We start from the raw sequence: 18,702 nt of genomic DNA, 5'->3' as shown, positions 1-18,702 counted from the left end.
CTTCTTTCTTCTTCGCATTCTTTCACTCTTATTGGTATAAATTTATTTTTTACTGTATTTCTTTTATTTCCTACAAGAATTCTGTGCCATTTATAAAATGTACTTCTCGGCACATTCTTTTGCTTACAAAATTCATATTTACTTACATTACTTTTTTTATATTCTTCTACTAGCTCTTTCCATTTTTCATTACTTATTCTTTTTTTCTTTTTTTCTAATAGCATCATTAGCCTCTATTTTTTTAGGCTTTTGTTCTACCACTTATTTTTATTCTTGCCTAGATGCCCTTATTTTAGCGCTTACATTAAATCACACGACGCCTTGTATCCTTCCATTTTATTTTGCTTTGCTTCTAACAACTTTACTTTATAATTTTCTTTCTCTGTTTCCAATCTTGATATTTTATCGCTAAGTTCAACTATTCTTTCTTCTTTATTACTAAGTAATTAATTAGAACTACTTAAATTTCCCTTGCATTCATTAAAATCAACTGTAAGAGTTTTATTTCTAGCATCTAAAATTGCTTTACTCTCTTTTAATAGTAAGCATTCTGCTTCCTGATCATTTACTTTTTGAGTTAATTCTTCTACTTTTTGCTTCAGCGTTTCACTTTTATCATTAATTTTCTTTAAGTCATTTTGACATTCTTCTAAAGCAATTCTTTTATCAGAAAGCTCTTTACTTAAGCTTATATTAGTATTTGTTAATATATCTTTATCTTCAGTTGTCTTTGTTAAATTTGAGCTGCAATGGTTTAGCTCAATTCTTACATTACTCAATTCATTTTCTAAACGTGTAACCTCACTTTTTAAATTATCTTCTACTTCCTTAAATCCTTTTCCTAAATTTTCTTGACAAATTTTTATATCCGATTCTAGTAGAGCTAATCTTGTAGAAATATCTTCTTTTTCTTGAGAAATTTTATCAAAATTATCTTGAAGCTCTTCTAATTTATTTTTAGCATCTGAATCCTTACTAACTAATTCTTGTTTTTCTTCTTCACATTTATCTTTTTGTTGTTTTTTCAATTCAAGATCACTTTGAAGATCCTGATAGCTATCTTCTAATACATCTTTATCACCTTTAATTCTTTTATTTTAATCTACCTTTGATTGAAGAGAATTATGACAATCTGTATTATTAGCATCTAATTCTTGTAAATTAACTCTTAATTCGTTAATGTGGGCTGTTATATTATCTTTATGATCATTGCAATCTTGTAGTACCCTACTTTTTGTATTTAATAAAACAGTACTTCTAGATAACTCAGTTTCAATACCATCTATTTGAGACTGGAAATCTTGAGCTTTTTTTTCTGAATCTGACCTATAATTTGTAAAAGATAATAATAAGGCATTTTTATCTCCTACACACAATTTATAATTATTGCTATGCAAATTACTTTGCTTTTTTAATTGCTCAATTTCATCTGGATTAGTGCTAGAATATTCATTACATATATCACAAGTTCTATCTATAAATCGATCATAATTTTTTTGTACATTATCTTTATTATGATACCCCATGATATTTGTTTATTTAAAGTTTATATACATAAGTATAAGTTACTCATTTTTTTTGTGAAGATGTCAAGTTATAATTTTATATGCCTTTAGTATTTTGTCTTTTTACTATCTCTTCTTGTCTTTGCTCTTGAAAACTTTCAGCATATGTACGCTTATTATTTATTTTCGGTTTCTTAAGTGCTTCTTGTCTGCGATCTTCAATATCATCAGTAAATTTGCGTTTTTCTTTTGGCTTATTCTTTCCTTCTAAAATCATATTGTTAACTTGTTCAATTAACTCATCTACATCTATATTTGCAGTATGAAAAACTTTATCTACGGCAGTAATCACCTCATTATATTTCTCACGGTTATAAGTATATAAACTACTCATATCAGTGAATTTTATGACCTTATCATATAAAAATAAAGCTGCTTCAGAGGTTAAGCTATTAAACTTTTCATAATCAGAATCATATATTTTACTTATATATGAAAAACTGACTCGTTGTTTCCAAATAGTTTTTACATCATCTGAGGTCAATTCATCAAACCTTTCTCTACCCTTGTCATACTCTTCACTCAAATTCTCAATACTTATATTCGCATAATTGAAACCCGGAACTAGAGAAAAGATAATTCTTTCAAATTTTTCAAGATTATCATCATACATGCCATTAAGAAATTCATATTTAACTCCGAGTTTTACAAAAAATATTGAATTAGGTGAAAAAAGAGCCTGAAATTTTTGCAAATTAGTATCATATAATTGACTTAACTCATTGAACTCTACTCCTTGGCTATAAATCATTTGTTCAATATTTATCAAATCCTCAAACTTTCTAAAATCATCATCATATAATTGGCTCAATTCATTAAATGTTGCATCTGTTTTATTAAGTGCTTTTATTATATATTGTAATTTTTGTTTATCAGCATCATATAACTCGTTACATTGATCATACTACATACCACTTTTAAAAACTACAAATAATATATGTTGAAATTTTTGTTTATCAGCATCATATAACTGGCTACATTGAATATATGTCATGTCAGTTAAATGGTTTGCATATACTAAAGTTTTAAACTTTGATAGGTCATTATCATATAACTGACTTAACTCGTTAAATGATACACCTGCCTCATAGGTATCTACTATTAAACCTGAAGTCAAATTCTGGAATTTCTGGAAATTAGTATCATATAGTTGGCTTAGCTCACTAAATGTTGCTCAATGAATACAAAGCATTTTAATAGAATCTGATGTCAAAGCTTTGAATTTCTGGAGATTAACATCATATAATTCACATAATTCATCAAAATCTTGCTCACTAAAGTTCATATCTTGCACTGTATAAAACTTTATAACTCTATCAGATAATAAGGCTAAACACTTAGTTAAATCCGCTTCAGCAATAGATAGTAATTTATCAGGAATTTTTGCATCAGGCATTTCCTGCTTTATTTCTTTAATCAATGAGGATACTATACTCCTCCTTTTAGCAACTATATCCATATTTTCAAATAATTGCTCTTCACTTAATAAATGTTTTTCTAGTGTATCCACATTTGTTATATCTGCTTCTTTTATCAATAATTCCCTTATCACATCAACAAATTTTTTACCTTGGAAAGGTAGCTCACTTAATTTACGCAAATCTATTTCTTCTTTATAATTCCTGTTATCCCCTAAAATAATATTGAAACAACAGAATACTGAATCTTCTACCATTACTATATTACCATCTTTAAATTTAAACGATACATTTTCTAAATATCCGTTTTTATCTAAAAAATCTGCCATTATGATTTCTAATGTTTTTAGATAATTTGATTTATATCCAATAATATCTAAGTAATATATTCCCTGTAGTTCTTGATCTTCAGTTTGACAATTAATATCAAGTAATTGATATTCTATTAATTCTAAAACTATCTGATCTACATATGGTCTGAAAACATTTTGAAAAATCTCTATCATTTGATACTTATTATATCGATCTTCCGGGCTTCCCATATCAAATTTTCTTCTGATACTATCTTCATCTTGTAGTTGAAGTGCAACTTTATTTACCATAATTCCTAGCATTCCATTTGCTGCTAATTTTGATGAAAATAATGAATCTATGTATTCACGATATTTGCCAGTGGCTATTAATTGGTTTATACCCTGATTATTTGCATACATATCCGGAGGAGGGGATAAGTTGTATTCTTGCTTTATTGAAGTAATTAATTGATTGACATAATGTACTTCATTACCAGGTCTATATCCTGCTTGACCCTGAAACTGCCTTAAAAATTCTCTAGTTGCACCTACTATAAATTCATATTTAGCATTATAGATCAATTTTGAACCACCATCTATTGCCATAGACAAGTTTTGTAGGTTAGTATATCCACCCTCATTGCAAATAAATGCAGAATTATTTATCAATCCTGAAAAAGTTTTTTCTACATCTATTCCTTTCCTCTTTGCATCAAGCAATTGGAAATATATATGTTCTGCTAACTCCTTAATAGAATCATTAGTCGTTCTTGTAGCACCTACAGAAGTACATTGAGTTAAATATGCATTTAATTCTCTAAATTTTTGATTTCCTGATATCTCAACAAGTTTTTCTATTAATCTTTCTGATTGTAGCTTAAAAGGGCATGCATCCCATTCAGCTTGGGTGTTTTCCTGTGGATATTGAGAATTTTCACTAGTATATATAATTTCACTACTATATAATTCTGAAAAATCTTTTTCTATGTCTTGAAGTCCTTCACTTACACCTAGAACTTTTAATTTATTGGTAGCCTTCATTTTAAAATATTACCACTCACACTATACAAAATAAACTTACAATATAATTAATCTCTCATCAATATAATATTTATTTTCCATAATATATATTATCATGTTAATGATAAATCATGGTATTGAAATTTAAATATAAAAATTTAAATAAAATAATAGATATAATTTGTAAAAATAGAGCATAATATATACTAATAAATATATTTAAGAATGCAATATGTCAAGATTATCAAAAGAACATCAAGAATTACAGTCTATAAGAGATAAAATTAAGAAAATTTCAGAAAATCAGTATAATTTTTGCGCAGATCTAGCTACGGAATTGCTACTAGCGTATACAAATCTAATTTCAAAGATGATGGTAGATATATGTAAGACTTTTGCTGTCCTTACTAGATCTATATCCCACCTAATAAGCGACCCTGAATGCAGTAAGTATACAGATACATTTATGAGTAATAAAAGCTGTTTATTTGTAAAAAATAACTTCATCAAATATCATTTGTATAAATATGAAAAAGTTTCAAAGTTTAAGAATTATGCAGATAAATTAGATATATATAATATTAAAGAATTTATTTTAACTAAAAATATAACAGAATCAGAAGCGCCCAAATGTCCATTTGGACTTCTAACAATCAAAATGTATGAGGAGCTTGGGAAAGTTAATCAAAAAGATCAATATGAAACAGCTGCTTTAGTGAATTCATATTTAGAAGACTGTGTGAATGATGTTCATAGCACTATTGCAACAGCTAATAATCCAAGCGCTTATAATATGCCAACATATGCTCAAGAAGATATACCAACATTAGAACATAATATAGAAGTCTAGGCTTTAATCATGGCTAAATATATGTATGACGAAGATTATGAAGCAGTTTCACATGTTTGTAAATCACCAAGATTAAGTATTACCTTCGCCATTGACATGGTTAAAATTTTGAGTGAGTATTATCATGATCATATAGGTGACAGACTTGAGACACAACTAGTGTCATAAACGCTTTATATATTTACTTTGCCCGATTCCTTTTTTTAAGCCCTCTATATCTTGAAGGCTTTTGAAATTCACCATCCCAAAATCCAAATTTATTAGCTCTTGCAAATTCCTCTTCTTTAACAAAACTTTTATCATATTCTGAATACGCATAAGCATAACCAAATCTCACCATCTCTTTATTTAAATTTATCTGATTAACAAAGCAGTAAGCCAGCTGTCTCTTATATTTATCTGTCCCTTCATTTGTACATCTAACTTTATCTCCACCTATTAAATGCTTTAACATATATCTTGATATCTGACCGCATGGTATCTTTATTCTAACTTTACCAGTATTTGCTATACATTCTTGTTTAATCTCAGGGGCATCTATTCCCTGCATCCTTATCCTTTTACCATCTATAATCAAAGTATCTCCGTCAACTACCTTAATATCAGCCATGGCATAAATTATGTGTAAATTAGAAAACAAAATTACCACAAATATTTTACTAATCATGCACACTGATTCACCACATATATTAGTAACTCAGTCTAATGTATATAGTAATTTTTACAAGATTATTTTACTTTTAATAAAAATTGAAAGACTTTAGAAACATAATGTAACGTTATAACTTTTTGCTACTTAAATAACTTTATTTTAAGGATTTACTAATTGTTATAATTTTTATTGGTTAACAAAATTTTTCTTTTGTCAATACCTTTACAAAATTTTAAATCTAATCTTAAATAATTACAATTAAAATACCTTTCTACCAATTCTCCCCATTCAAAAATCAATAATCCATTATTTAAAGCTTCCTCAACCCCCACATTAAATAATTCTTCCAGAGATTTAATTCTATATAAATCAAAATGGTATATTCTATGATACTTTGTATTATATATATGCTGTAAATTAAAAGTTGGACTTGTTACTTCATTACTGTCACCCCCTAAAGTTTTAATAATATGCTTTGTTAAAGTTGTTTTACCTGCTCCAAGATCACCAAATAAAAGTAAAACTTTTGTACCCTTAAGCTCTTGCACAATCATCTCAGCAACCTTATTTATATCTTTTAAATGATAAAATAACTCCTTTTGACTCATGGATTTAATAAATTAAATGTAATGTTCTACTGCTTTATAACATAAAATTTACAATAAAAGCTTGAAAAAAATTATTTCATATATAATATCTTCTCATAAATCCAATTGGGGTGTCGCCAAGCGGTAAGGCAACGGTTTTTGATACCGTCATGCGGAGGTTCGAATCCTCCCATCCCAGCCACTCAAATGGATATTATTTCAATATTATAAAAATTTTTGATAAATTTAAGCAATTTTTTTTAATATACTTATAAAAAACATTGCCAACAATAATCAGTGTGATACTATTTTTCTTATTATAACTTAAATGTAGTGGGTACGATGTTATTAAATTTAAAAAAGTTTTTAATTATATTTTTAGTAGTTTTTTCAGTTAGCTCTTTTCATAGTATTAGTTCATTCGCAGTAGAGACAACTCCGGGGGCAACTCCTTCTAAAGGAAAAGATAGCAAAGATGCTGGACAAGGAATAGCTGATGTTTTATGTAATGTAATAGCTGTTGCTAAAGGTGCAACAGGTAAGACCATTGCTACTTTAGTAATTATTTCCATGGCAATTGGACTATTTTTAGGAAAGATTAAATGGGGTGTAGCTATTGCCGTTGCAGTTGGAATGGGAATACTATTCGGAGCAGATAATGTAGTACAATTTGTATCTGGTGGTTCAGGAGATATTTGTACAAATACTGATGGTAAAGTTTCATAATAGTAGTCTATTAATAAGACTAAATCTCAAAAGCCATGCACTTATATAAAGTGTGTGGTTTTTTTTAATCTTTCTTATTTCTTAAAAAAGTTGGAATCTCAAAAATACTGCTTGAAGATTTTATTTTATTAAAATCTTTTTTATTAACAACTTCTTCCTTATCACTTGAATTATTATTAAGTTCTTTTTCATCATGTTTTTTATATTCATGATTATTTTTATTAAGATTAAAATAAAATGAATTCTGCTTTGGTATATAATTTTCATCTTTTTCATCAACACTATCATCTAAACTTAATTTATCATCATTATTGCTTGTATTTAAGTGTTTTACTTGCATTGGAGAATCTTTTTTATTCTCTACAATACTTTCTTCCTGATTATCAATAAACTGCTCTTTATTAGTTACCTCAACTTTAACTTCTTTACTAGGTTCTTTATTTGTAATAGAAATATCACCCAATTTATTCACTAAATTATTATCAATAATTTTCACAGTTTTTGCATCTATACCTGTTGCTACAACAGAAACTCTTAATTTACCTTCTAAATCAACATCAAAAGCTGAACCAAAAATAATATTTGCATTTGGATCCACTTCTTCCTTAATCCTATTTGCAGCTTCATCAACTTCAAACAATGTCATATCCATTCCTCCAGTAATATTTATCAGCACACCTCTTGCACCTTTCATAGAAGAATGATCTAATAAAGGATTAGATATTGCAGCTTCAGAAGCTTTCACTGCCCTATTTTCTCCTTCAGCTTCACCAGTTCCCATCATTGCCTTACCTTTCTCATTCATAACAGCATGAATATCAGCAAAATCTAAATTTATTAAGCCAGGCTTTGTTATCAAATCAGTAATACCTTTAACACCAGCATGCAATACTTCATCTGCCATTTTAAATGCATCAGCAAAAGTTGTTTTTTCGTTTGCTAACCTAAAAAGATTTTGATTTGGTATAATAATAAGTGTATCTACAGATTTTTGAAGTTCATCTAAGCCCTCTTCTGCAACTTTCATTCTTCTAGCACCTTCAAAATGGAAGGGTTTAGTTACTACCCCTACAGTAAGAATATTTCTCTCTTTTGCTAATTTTGCAACAATTGGAGCACCTCCAGTACCTGTGCCACCACCCATTCCAGCAGTAATAAAAACCAAATTATACTTATCCAAAGCTTCTGTTATCTCGCTTGACGACTCCTCGGCTGCAATCGCACCAACTTTTGGGTCAGATCCAGCTCCTAGTCCTTTTGTAGAATTAACACCAAATTTAATTTTATTTGTTGCAAGCGAATTATCTAGTGCTTGAGCATCTGTATTTGCAACAAAGAAATCTACACCTTCTAAATTTGCAGAAATCATATTATTGACAGCATTTACACCTCCTCCACCAACTCCAAAAACCGCAATTTTAGGTGATAATTGACTTTCAGTTGGAATACTTATTTTTAAACTCATTTGTAAAATTTATTTATAAAATTATCCTTTTTAACAAGTAAAATAATACATTAACTAATTATTTGCAATTCTTTCTTGTTAAAACTACAAATACAAATAAATAGTCTAAATATTAATTATTATAGATCCCATTACATTATTATTTTTAATCTTTTCAAAAGCTTGACTAGCGTTATCTAAACCAAATTCATCAGAAATTTCAACTTTAATCCTACCAGCTTTAATCATGGAAAATAACTCATCTGAACTTAATACTCTTTCCATTTTATTACTTTTATAATCAAATATTGATGGAAAAGTTATATATAAAGATTTTTCAGCAATTTTATTTGAGTCTATGTTAGTGATTGTTTTTGATTGAGGACCATAACAAACTAAAATGCCCATTTTTGTTATACATTTTATATTTCCTTCAAAGGTATCATTACCTAACGAATCATATATTGCATTTACCCCATATCCCTTTGTAAATTCCATTATTTCTTGCACCCAGTTTTCAGATTTATAATTAATAACTTTTTTACAACCATATTTTAAAGCAAAATTATTCTTACTATCATCATCAACACTGCCAATCACAACAGCACCTAAACTATCAGCCCATTGTGCAAGAATATAACCAATCCCTGAGGTAACGTTATGAATTAAAATTATTATATTTGAATTAACTATAAAAACTCTTTTTAAAAGTGAATGTGCCATCATTCCTGAATAATATGACGCACCAGCAATTTTATCATAAATTTCTTCAGGCACTGAAATTAAATCAGTATAATCTACAACAGTATTTTCCTGAAAAGATCCACTATTTTTTGTCATATAAACTACAGAATCTCCAGGTTTAAAACCTGTTATATTAGCTCCAATTTCAATAATTTCACCACTTGCACTATACCCTGGAATTACATATGGCTTATCAGCAGGAATATTAATAAATACATCATCTTGATTAATTCCCGAAGCAATGTTTTTAACTAATACCTGTCCTTCTTTAGGGCTTTGCTTTTCTAAATTTTCTATTTGGTATTCTTGATTATCACCTAACCTAATTAATTTTATAGCTTTAGACATTGTATACTTTTATAATTTTAGCTTATCTACAATCTTATTATAACTATAAATATTTGCAACATTTCCAAGTGTAGTTATAGTAATATTGTTATTAGATATGATTTTTTTTGCTAATTTTTGAAGAGATTGAAAATTTACATTATTTATTTTTTCTAAGATTTCATCATTACTAATATACCTTCCAAACATAGCAAAATTATTGCATAATTTTTTTGCTCTTGCAGTAGTACTTTCCATAGACATTAATAAACTAGATTTAATTTGCGCTTTTGCACGCATAATTTCTTTTTCATTAATTTTATCTGTAATATTAAATAATTCACTAACTATTAAATCTATAAGAATATTAATATTTACAGGATCAAGTGCAGAGTAAACTCCAAAAATTCCACAATCACTATAACTGGTTGAGTATGATGAAATATTATAAACTAAACCTCTTTTTTCACGAATTTCTTGAAACAATCTCGATGACATCCCACCACCAAGAATAATTGAAAGAATTTGCGCATCATAAAAATCTTTATCTAGATAAAATACTCCTTCAAAGCCTAATAAAAATTGAGCTTGTTCTAAATCTTTCTGAACATGTAATTCACCACCAGTGTAAATTCCTTTTTCATATTGTTTAACATTGGTATTTTGAAAATTTGCAAACCTATTACTAATTAAATCATTAAATTGCCTTGAATCAAAATTACCAGCAGCTGAAATAATAGTGTTTTTAGTTGAATATTGATTTTTAAAATATTTTGATAATTCTTCTCTTTTTAAATTTTTTATAAACTCTTCTGCACCTAAAATTGATCGACCTAATGGTTGATTTTTAAATGCAGTCTCTTGAAAATAATCAAATACAATATCATCAGGTGTATCTTTTGTCATACATAATTCCTGAAATATAACTTGTCTTTCCTTCTCTAACTCTTCCTTTGCAAAAGTTGAATTCAATAATATATCTGTAATTATATCAAGAGCCTTCTCTAAATCATTTTTAAGAACTTTAGCATAGTAAACAGTTGAAGTTCTAGAAGTATATGCATTAAAATAGCCACCAATCATATCAAATTCTTCAGCTATATCTTTTGCTGTTCTTGTTGTAGTACCTTTAAATGCCATATGCTCTAAAAAGTGAGATATCCCATTATTCTGTTTATTTTCATTTCTACTCCCATTTTTAACTAATATACTAATAGTTACAGATTCAAAATCTTTTGCTTTATCTGTTGCAACAACTAAGCCATTTTCATGCGTAATATAATTTATTGTATTCATTTATTTAAAATAAAAAATTTGCTTTAGTTTAAACTTAATCACTTTAACTTTCCAATATTTTTAATATTAAAAGTATTAAAAAATAGTTTGACCTAATAAATAAAATATATATAGTTGCTTTTTTTTTAATTTAATTGCAAAAAAATGACTAAAAATTTATATCCATATTATAATAAAGACCATTTAGAAGATATTGCAGAATATCTGATAGAAACAAAAAACTATGATAAACTCAGTGTACTATCAAGCTCTCATAAATTTAATTCTTATATAGCTATAAACAAAGCTATAATGCACTTGGATCTAAAAGCAATATCCACCATTTTAAAATACACTAGCTTTGATGATCTGGATGAAAAAAAAATACAATTAAAATTTTGCTTAAGATTTATTTTAAGAACAAACTTTATAGATGATTTATATCATGAAGATGAAAAAATAAATGAACTTACAAAATATATTTTTAAAACTCTGCTAGAACATAAAGTACCTTTAGATAAAACACTATCTACATATTATGAAAATGGTAAAAAAACTGAAATAAATATAATGGCTAGACTATCTGCAATAGATATAAAAGAGTTAGTTGATGAATTTTCTCTCACAGATACTGATTTAGAATATTTAAAAAATTTTTCATCTATATTAAAGGATTCAAACGTTAATTTATTATATTCAAAAGAGACTTGCTCATATAATCAATTTGGAGCAATATTATCGCGAACATATTCTAGTATAATTAACCAAGAACAAGCTTATCAACTATATAAAAGCGTTTATGATTCTGGAAAATATGGAAAAGCTATAATAGATTATTTAAATAGAAAAATTGTTAATGGTGATGCTATTACATTGCATTTTAGCAATTCTGGAAAATCATCATATGATAGGTTACAAAATAAAATTCAAGTTGTGTTAAATAATGGATATATGTCTACTGAAGCTATCACAGCACATGAAATATCTCATTATATTATTAATAGATTATTTAAAAATGACTCAAAGCCTTTTAATTTCAATTACTATGAAGTTGATTTTAAAAAGCTAGGTTTTAATATTCTTCCATATAAAATGCAAAATTATTATCTTAATAAAACAGCTAGTAATAAACAATTTAAATTTGCTTCAAATATTGAAAAAATTTTAGCTAGTACGAATAAATATAGTGAAACTATAAAACCTATTTTACTCAAATCAGCTGAGTTATTAAATATTACAATTCCTGATCAATACCAAGAGCTATTTAGTCTTGAATTAAGAGATTTTCTCAAATACCAGTCTTTATTACCTCTATTTATATTAAATCCTGACAAACTTATTGAAAATATTATAAGTGAAGAAAACAGTGATATAGAAAATTTTTATAATAATTTAATAGAAAATTTAAATCAATATTTTTCTAAATCTAAGAATTATTCAGAAGATTTTAATAACGATATAGTTAAAATTGAGGAAAATTTTAGCACAAATTCATCTTATCCTGTGTTAGAAAAAATAAAAGAAGTATTAATTGATAAATATTATCCAAAAATAATTGAAGATTTAAAATTAACTGATGCACAAATATTTTTCCTTGAAAGAGCTGCAGATTTAGTTAATAGAGATGATAGTGATTTTGATTAAGAGCCTGTAGTAAGATGTGTTGAGCTTGAATTACAAAGCAAATTCTCTGATATATCTCAAGATTTATTAGATAGTTGCAAAAAAATGAATGAATTTTGGGACGAAGAAATCTTACCTTTAATGGAAGCTTAAAAAGCTTCCATTTTCAATTTTAAAATTAAGAGTGATCTAAATTTTCTTTTTGATAAATAGTTAAAAATTCTTTAATTGTTAATATATCTTCTTCAGAAATCTTCAGTTCTTCTTGACAATTATTTATATAACCTTTTAACTTACTACTATTAATTAAATATGTACCATGAACTTGATGTTCCAATGGAATTAGCTTCATAACTAAAGCACTCATTTTTATAAATAATTCAGCTAATTTTTCTTTATTAAATTTCTTCAATAGCATTTGCTCTAAATCTTCTCCACAATTAATATGCTCTGATACATATTTTATAAATTTTAAAGCTGTAGATCTAATTTCTGCTAAATCATTTTTATGCTCACATAGTAAATTAGAAAATACTGATTTATCCATCTTTACTTTACAAGATTTTTTATTATACCAATCAAAGTTCTAATTTCTTGAGAGTTTAACTCAGCTTTCGCAAAAATATTTCTAATGTTTTGAATCATATTTTTCTTTATATTACTCTCTTTAAAATAATTTTTCTCATCTAACAATGAAATTAAAATATCAAAAAAATTACTAAATTCACTTTTATTGCAAATTTGTTTTAATTCATTGTCTAAAGAATCTTGTATAGAAGAAAAAAATTCATAAGAGAAAATTGATACAGCTTGTGCCAGATTTAATGATGGATTTATCGTATCAGTAGGAATTACTGATACTACATCTGCTAAACTTACTTCTTCATTCGTAAGTCCATTATTTTCTCTCCCAAATAAGATTCCAATCTTTGTATTTTTATTAAATTTTTTATTACAGTAACTTACTAATTCCTTAGGATCCATTTTTTCTTTTTGCATATATCTATTCCTTGCTGTTGAGGCAATAATAAAATTTAAATCTGAAATAGCCAAATTAATATCATTATAAATCACTGCATTATGTAATATATCACACCCTTTAGCAGCTAATTTAAAAGCTTGATTATCTGGAGGCCAACCATCTCTTGGAGAAACTATCCTTAAATTCTCTAATCCAAAATTAGACATAACCCTTGCAACAGAACCTATGTTTTCAGCAAGCTGAGGACATACTAATATGATATAAGGTTTGTACACTAAAATATCTTATTTCCACTTCAAAGAACAACCTATGCTTGGAATTTGCTCACCATTAAATTCAGAAGTTTTTGCTACTTCAGACATTGCAATAAATAACTCTCTTTTAGCATCTGGAATAATATCCTTTTTAGCAGAATCTAATCTTCCACGATACTGAAGTTCTAATTTAGAGTTAAAGCCAAAAAAATCTGGTGTGCAAACAGCATCATATTTTTTTGCTATTTCTTGTGTATTATCAAGAAGATAAGGAAAAGTAAAATTATGTTCCTTCGCAAAAATTTTCATATTTTCATATGAATCTTCAGGATATGAAATTGAGTCATTTGAGTTAATAGCAACAAAACCAATACCCAACTCTCTAAGCTCATTAGCTTCTCTTGCTATCTTATCTACAATAGATTTAACATACGAACAATGGTTGCAAATAAAAGCAACAACTAAACCATTATCACCTTTTACCTTAGCTAAATCATAATAATTTCCATCAACTGAAAGTAAAATAAATTCTTCAGCACTCCAACCTTTATCTGCCTCTGGTGTAGTTAATGCTACCATCTAAAACTCCTAATTATCATTTTTATATTTTAAATTTATATATTTTTTTTCCACAAAAATCACTAAAAAAATTCCTTTATTTACCTATTCCTTTACTTTGCTTATTATGTTTTATTCTTTCTTGAGCTGTTTCTAAAGCGCCAGTATCTATAACTCCATCCTTCCCTACAATTTCTTTTGCAGTTTCTATTACCTTTAAATTCTCTTGAAGCTCTGGACTTGATCTCATTATTTTATCAAATTTAGCTATACTTTCTTGTACATCTTGTTGTAACTGACTTTTCTTCTGTTTGCCTTTCTATTTGTCCTTCTGTTTGCTTTTCTGTGTGCCTTTCCTGCACCCTATCTTTTTCTACATGACTTTTCTCTGTTTGCCTTTCCTGAACCATATCTTTTTCTACATGACTTTGTCTTTCCGTTTGCTGTCCTTGACTTCGAGAAACTAATTTATTTAAATCCTGACTTACTTCAGTCATTAAATCTTTAACATTTACTTTTTCAAGCGCTTCATTATTAACAACTTCTCTTTCTTCATTTCGTGGCAAAATTTTATCCGCAATCCATTATAATGCACCAGTTTTCTCGTCTAAAGCCTTTCCCACCATATACAAACCTACAATCACACCAAGTGGTGGTGGAATAACTAAAGCAGCAATAACACCCATCACAGCTTTTTCACCAGGTTGAAAATCAGGCAACTTACTTGTAAGCATAGCAGGAATTCTTTTAAATTTGTCCCAAGAACTTTCTAGTAAATTTCTATTGTCTTTTTCATCTTCAAATTTCAAAGCTTCTAGCAAATTATCCTCAAATTTATTTTGGCTTAACTTTTGAGCCTTCTTTTGATAATAATCATGAAATTCCTCTTTTCCCCTCATATCTCGTGTATCCACTGAAGAAGAACTCCTACTTCCAGTTTGAGCAACTAATTCTTCAGCTTGATCTTGAATACTATATTTTAAATCTTCGTCGTTCACAATACTCATTACGTTATCTGGACCAAATTTTAAAACATCAGCATCTTTAATATTTAGTTCTTCTAAAACTTGATTTGCCCTTTTCATAATTGCTGATTTAGCTTTTGGGTCTTGCATGATTGCAAAAATTTGCTTATCACTAACACCAGCTAATTTTAAGATTTTCTTTGCTAAATTCTCTTTTAAAATTTTCAATTTTTGTTCTTTTATATTTAACCTACCAGTAGTCTTTGCACTTTGACTTGTAACATCAGCTTTAACTGTTGACGACTGTCTATTTTCAGATTCTCTCTGCCTCTGATCTTCTATTTTAGCTTTTTCATCATCAACTAATTTTCTAAAACTACCAATATTTTGGCCATCTATATCTAAAGCATTAAATACTTTATTAAGTTTAGTAACTTCACTTTGATCTCTAATTAGTTTACTAACACTTTTCTTTAAATAATCATCTATTCCTTCTGTTATTTGACTACCTTCAAATATATTGCCAACTTCTAAATAATCAAATTTTTTCGAAATTTCACCATTATCATCGAAAACAGGAATATTATTTAACGCTATGTGTTTCGCCAACTTTATCCTTAAGTCATGTTGAAAATCATAAGCTTTTTCAGCTTTATCTAACATACTGCTAATAGATAGAGGTTTTGGCACTTCGCTATCAGAATCTCCAAAAACTTCTTGTTGTCTTCTCTCAGCGTTATATTTCTCTTTAACTCGATTAAAATTATTAAACACTCCATCTGCTCTAGCTAAATTAGCACTTATTTCAGGACTTTCCACAATTAATAAAGTGCGTTCCTCACTAAGTTTTTGTACATTTTTGTAATATTCTTGAAATTTTGGATCATTACCTTTTTCTTTCATTTTCTCAAATGCTTTAACAAAACCTTGAGCTTGAATTTCATCTTTATTTATATCAGGAATCTCTAATTCTTTTATATCTACTGTTATGTTATTTCCCTTTTCAATTTGATAAAAATATTCAAAAATTTTGCTATTTTCATTTTTTTCCAATAATTTATTAAATTCAAATTTGAAATCTTCATTTTGAATTTCTGCTTGCACTCCTGGATCAGTAAATTGCTTTTTCAAATTTGTTAACTTTCTTTCAAACTCATCAGATATAAAATCTAACTCGAGTTTACCACTACCTTGATTTAATTCTACTCTTCCTTTACTAACTGCTTCAGCTGCAATATCATTTATAATTTTATAATATCTTTTTTTAAAATCTTGAAAATCACCATCTGGCATCCCACTACCCCTTTGAAATATTTAATTATGATGTTACGATTTAATTATTGATTATTCAAGGGTTAATTCCATAATGATGATTTATATATAGACTCATAACTACCTAGTTCTTGATGAAGATTTGCCACTATTAACTCTTAAAGCAGCAACATGAGAAGCTGCTCTCACTTCATCCTTAGCAACTGAACTATTAACACCTTGCATTGTAGCAGCAATTGCACGAGCTTCTTCTACAACTCTATCTTGCGGAACAACAACTTCCATTTCTACTGATCTTTCTTCTCTATCTCTTCCATGTTCTTGCTCTATAGTTTGATATTGACTCTTAACATCTTGAACTAATCCTTGGGTAGTAACTTGTTGTAGCTCTTGAGAATCAAATTTTTCAGGAGCTTTTTTATAAAATTTTTCATTTACCCATTCTTGTAATTTACTACCATCATATAATTTTTGCTTGGCTGCAGAACCCATCATATATGCACATATAGCAACGCCTACAAAAGTACCTCCTGTAACTACAAGCGCTATAGCTCCTATTGCAACTTTATGCTATGGCTTAAGCACAGGCTTACCATCATTTGTTAAGAATTTATTAAGCGCATCAGCTGGCTTTCTATACATATTATAAGCTAAAGTTGAACCTTTCCCTCTATCATCTTTTGATTTTTCATATTCTAAAGCTTTTTCTGCATTTTTATCAAATTGAGCACCTGTCATTTTATCAGTTTTATTTTGATATTTTTCGTGAAGATACTCTTTTCCTCTCATGTCTTGACCATCTAAAGACCTTGAATCAACTCTTCCAATTTGTGCGATTAGCTCTTTTGACTGCTTTTCTAATTCAGCTTGTAAAGCTTGATTATCTATTTCCTTTAAAGCCTCTTCAACTCCTATTATATTCAATTGTTCTAAATCTATTCCCAAATTTTCAAATGCCTGCTCTGACCTTTTAATTATAGCAGATTTTGCTTTTGGATTTTGCATAATACGAGCAATTTGACCTTCACTAATTCCTGCAACTTTTAAAATTTTAACTGCTAATTGCTCTTTAGCATTGGCAGATTGCAGTTTATTCATTCTACGCGATTCATTCCTACTTATAATCTCTCTTGTATATCTATCTTTTTCTTTTTGTACCTGATCTTTAAATTGTCCTATATTTTTATCATCTATACCCAAAGCACCTAAAAAATCTTTTACTTTTACTAATCCCTCTTGGTTTCTAACATCTTCAAATTGTCCTGGTAAAAAACCATTAAGCTCATCTTTTGCATTAAATTTAATATAATTTGGTAAATTTACCCCCTCAATTAAATCACCTTTATGATCAAAAATATTTACATTATTATTAACTAAATATTTTACCAATTCTTTTTTTAGAACTTGCTGCAAATTATAAGCTTCTTCAGCTTTATCAAATATAATTGACCTTGAATTACCTCCTAATAAATCTCTCTTTTCAACTTCAGTTAAATTACTAAATGCATATTCAACGTTTTGTAAAATTCCACTTGCTCTATTAAGCTCACCCATTATCTCAGGATTTTCCACTTCTAGGGATTTCACTCCATCACTCATTTTTTCTAAAATACCTACAAAATGTAAAAAAGCATCTTTATTATCTGCGTAAGCGCTAAAATAAGGGCATCTAGGCAAGAATAAAAATAAGTGGTAGAACAAAAGCCTAAAAAAATAGAGGCTAATGATGCTATTAGAAAAAAAGAAAAAAAGAATAAGTAATGAAAAATGGAAAGAGCTAGTAGAAGAATATAAAAAAAAGTAACGTAAGTAAATATGAATTTTGTAAGCAAAAGAATGTGCCGAGAAGTACATTTTATAAATGGCACAGAATTCTTGTAGAAAATAAAAGAAATACAGTAAAAAATAAATTTATACCAATAAGAGTGAAAGAATGCGAAGAAGAAAGAAGTGAAGAAATAAAATCAGAGATGATAATAGAAAGTAAAAAGGGGATAAGAATAGGGTTTAATAAAGGATGCAAAATAGAAGAGATTAAAGCGATAGTAGGAATTTTAGAATGTTAATAGGAAGTATAAGAACCAAAATATTTATATATAATCAAGCATGTGATATGCGCAAATCAATAGATAAGCTTAGTCAGGTAG

General features: G+C 27.9%; 24 protein-coding genes and 1 tRNA gene. 6 read left to right on the top strand and 19 right to left on the bottom strand.

Features of this window, described 5'->3' with window-relative positions:
* From tnpA (EIC27_RS01780) to EIC27_RS01755, 6 genes are all read right to left on the bottom strand, one after another.
* On the bottom strand, positions 1-227 hold a 227-nt coding region (tnpA, locus tag EIC27_RS01780), incomplete at its 3' end, for an IS66 family insertion sequence element accessory protein TnpA (protein ID WP_205702313.1).
* Positions 228-446: 219 nt separating this feature from the next.
* A complete protein-coding gene (locus tag EIC27_RS01775; protein WP_126044448.1) occupies positions 447-1,028 on the bottom strand; it encodes a hypothetical protein in 582 nt (193 codons plus the stop codon).
* A gap of 69 nt (positions 1,029-1,097) precedes the next feature.
* Entirely contained in the window at positions 1,098-1,526 is a 429-nt protein-coding gene (locus tag EIC27_RS01770; protein WP_126044447.1) for a hypothetical protein, read from the bottom strand.
* Between the two features lie 76 nt (positions 1,527-1,602).
* Positions 1,603-2,376, bottom strand: a complete 774-nt coding sequence (locus EIC27_RS01765) for a hypothetical protein (RefSeq protein ID WP_126044446.1) — start codon at positions 2,374-2,376, stop codon at positions 1,603-1,605.
* 93 nt (positions 2,377-2,469) lie between these two features.
* Positions 2,470-2,682, bottom strand: a complete 213-nt coding sequence (locus EIC27_RS01760; protein WP_126044445.1) for a hypothetical protein — start codon at positions 2,680-2,682, stop codon at positions 2,470-2,472.
* Between the two features lie 57 nt (positions 2,683-2,739).
* Positions 2,740-4,317, bottom strand: coding sequence for a hypothetical protein (locus tag EIC27_RS01755; protein ID WP_126044444.1), 1,578 nt, complete (start codon positions 4,315-4,317; stop codon positions 2,740-2,742).
* 211 nt (positions 4,318-4,528) lie between these two features.
* On the opposite strand from EIC27_RS01755, the gene EIC27_RS01750 reads away from it, so the two are divergent.
* Both EIC27_RS01750 and EIC27_RS06960 read left to right on the top strand, forming a co-directional pair.
* Positions 4,529-5,146 carry a hypothetical protein gene (locus EIC27_RS01750; protein ID WP_126044443.1) on the top strand — a complete coding sequence of 206 codons (618 nt, stop codon included), beginning with the start codon at positions 4,529-4,531 and terminating at the stop codon, positions 5,144-5,146.
* A gap of 9 nt (positions 5,147-5,155) precedes the next feature.
* Positions 5,156-5,314 (top strand): hypothetical protein, encoded by a 159-nt coding sequence (locus EIC27_RS06960; RefSeq protein WP_154663838.1) that lies wholly within the window; start codon positions 5,156-5,158, stop codon positions 5,312-5,314.
* 13 nt (positions 5,315-5,327) lie between these two features.
* Here EIC27_RS06960 and EIC27_RS01745 read toward each other — a convergent pair whose 3' ends face one another.
* Together EIC27_RS01745 and tsaE are read right to left on the bottom strand one after the other, a co-directional pair.
* Entirely contained in the window at positions 5,328-5,756 is a 429-nt protein-coding gene (locus EIC27_RS01745) for a thermonuclease family protein (protein WP_162298298.1), read from the bottom strand.
* A 212-nt stretch (positions 5,757-5,968) separates the two neighbouring features.
* Positions 5,969-6,406, bottom strand: coding sequence for a tRNA (adenosine(37)-N6)-threonylcarbamoyltransferase complex ATPase subunit type 1 TsaE (tsaE, locus tag EIC27_RS01740; RefSeq protein WP_126044441.1), 438 nt, complete (start codon positions 6,404-6,406; stop codon positions 5,969-5,971).
* 106 nt (positions 6,407-6,512) lie between these two features.
* Here tsaE and EIC27_RS01735 point away from each other — a divergent pair.
* Positions 6,513-6,587 (top strand) — tRNA-Gln (locus EIC27_RS01735).
* Between the two features lie 140 nt (positions 6,588-6,727).
* A complete protein-coding gene (locus EIC27_RS01730) occupies positions 6,728-7,111 on the top strand; it encodes a TrbC/VirB2 family protein (RefSeq protein ID WP_126044440.1) in 384 nt (127 codons plus the stop codon).
* A gap of 64 nt (positions 7,112-7,175) precedes the next feature.
* Here EIC27_RS01730 and ftsZ read toward each other — a convergent pair whose 3' ends face one another.
* The 3 genes from ftsZ to EIC27_RS01715 form a co-directional block, all read right to left on the bottom strand.
* A complete protein-coding gene (gene ftsZ, locus EIC27_RS01725; RefSeq protein WP_126044439.1) occupies positions 7,176-8,576 on the bottom strand; it encodes a cell division protein FtsZ in 1,401 nt (466 codons plus the stop codon).
* Between the two features lie 105 nt (positions 8,577-8,681).
* Positions 8,682-9,647 carry a zinc-binding dehydrogenase gene (locus EIC27_RS01720; protein ID WP_126044438.1) on the bottom strand — a complete coding sequence of 322 codons (966 nt, stop codon included), beginning with the start codon at positions 9,645-9,647 and terminating at the stop codon, positions 8,682-8,684.
* 9 nt (positions 9,648-9,656) lie between these two features.
* Positions 9,657-10,922 carry a M16 family metallopeptidase gene (locus tag EIC27_RS01715; RefSeq protein ID WP_205702312.1) on the bottom strand — a complete coding sequence of 422 codons (1,266 nt, stop codon included), beginning with the start codon at positions 10,920-10,922 and terminating at the stop codon, positions 9,657-9,659.
* Positions 10,923-11,066: 144 nt separating this feature from the next.
* On the opposite strand from EIC27_RS01715, the gene EIC27_RS01710 reads away from it, so the two are divergent.
* Complete coding sequence (locus tag EIC27_RS01710) at positions 11,067-12,545, top strand: hypothetical protein (RefSeq protein ID WP_126044436.1); 1,479 nt, start codon at positions 11,067-11,069, stop codon at positions 12,543-12,545.
* Positions 12,546-12,702: 157 nt separating this feature from the next.
* Here EIC27_RS01710 and EIC27_RS01705 read toward each other — a convergent pair whose 3' ends face one another.
* The 8 genes from EIC27_RS01705 to EIC27_RS01675 form a co-directional block, all read right to left on the bottom strand.
* Positions 12,703-13,071 carry a hypothetical protein gene (locus EIC27_RS01705; protein ID WP_126044435.1) on the bottom strand — a complete coding sequence of 123 codons (369 nt, stop codon included), beginning with the start codon at positions 13,069-13,071 and terminating at the stop codon, positions 12,703-12,705.
* Positions 13,072-13,073: 2 nt separating this feature from the next.
* Positions 13,074-13,781, bottom strand: a complete 708-nt coding sequence (locus EIC27_RS01700; protein ID WP_162298297.1) for an RNA methyltransferase — start codon at positions 13,779-13,781, stop codon at positions 13,074-13,076.
* 9 nt (positions 13,782-13,790) lie between these two features.
* Positions 13,791-14,339 carry a thioredoxin family protein gene (locus EIC27_RS01695; protein WP_126044433.1) on the bottom strand — a complete coding sequence of 183 codons (549 nt, stop codon included), beginning with the start codon at positions 14,337-14,339 and terminating at the stop codon, positions 13,791-13,793.
* 76 nt (positions 14,340-14,415) lie between these two features.
* The gene (locus EIC27_RS06955) at positions 14,416-14,568 is read right to left on the bottom strand and encodes a hypothetical protein (protein WP_154663837.1); all 153 of its coding nucleotides are present in this window, start codon (positions 14,566-14,568) and stop codon (positions 14,416-14,418) included.
* A gap of 13 nt (positions 14,569-14,581) precedes the next feature.
* Positions 14,582-14,884: a hypothetical protein gene (locus EIC27_RS01690; RefSeq protein WP_126044432.1), complete on the bottom strand. Its 303-nt coding sequence runs from the start codon at positions 14,882-14,884 to the stop codon at positions 14,582-14,584.
* 18 nt (positions 14,885-14,902) lie between these two features.
* Complete coding sequence (locus EIC27_RS01685) at positions 14,903-16,576, bottom strand: hypothetical protein (RefSeq protein WP_126044431.1); 1,674 nt, start codon at positions 16,574-16,576, stop codon at positions 14,903-14,905.
* Positions 16,577-16,675: 99 nt separating this feature from the next.
* A complete protein-coding gene (locus tag EIC27_RS01680) occupies positions 16,676-17,050 on the bottom strand; it encodes a hypothetical protein (protein WP_126044430.1) in 375 nt (124 codons plus the stop codon).
* 75 nt (positions 17,051-17,125) lie between these two features.
* Positions 17,126-18,232, bottom strand: a complete 1,107-nt coding sequence (locus EIC27_RS01675) for a hypothetical protein (RefSeq protein ID WP_126044429.1) — start codon at positions 18,230-18,232, stop codon at positions 17,126-17,128.
* A gap of 113 nt (positions 18,233-18,345) precedes the next feature.
* Here EIC27_RS01675 and tnpA (EIC27_RS01670) point away from each other — a divergent pair, with 113 nt between their 5' ends.
* Positions 18,346-18,621 carry an IS66 family insertion sequence element accessory protein TnpA gene (gene tnpA, locus EIC27_RS01670; protein WP_410519457.1) on the top strand — a complete coding sequence of 92 codons (276 nt, stop codon included), beginning with the start codon at positions 18,346-18,348 and terminating at the stop codon, positions 18,619-18,621.
* The last annotated feature ends 81 nt before the right edge of the window (positions 18,622-18,702 follow it).

It is taken from the genome of Candidatus Aquarickettsia rohweri (assembly GCF_003953955.1).
Taxonomy (GTDB): Bacteria; Pseudomonadota; Alphaproteobacteria; order Rickettsiales; family Midichloriaceae; genus Aquirickettsia; species Aquirickettsia rohweri.
The sequence above is the reverse complement of the archived record's forward strand: the minus strand, read 5'-3'. Positions and strand labels throughout refer to the sequence as shown.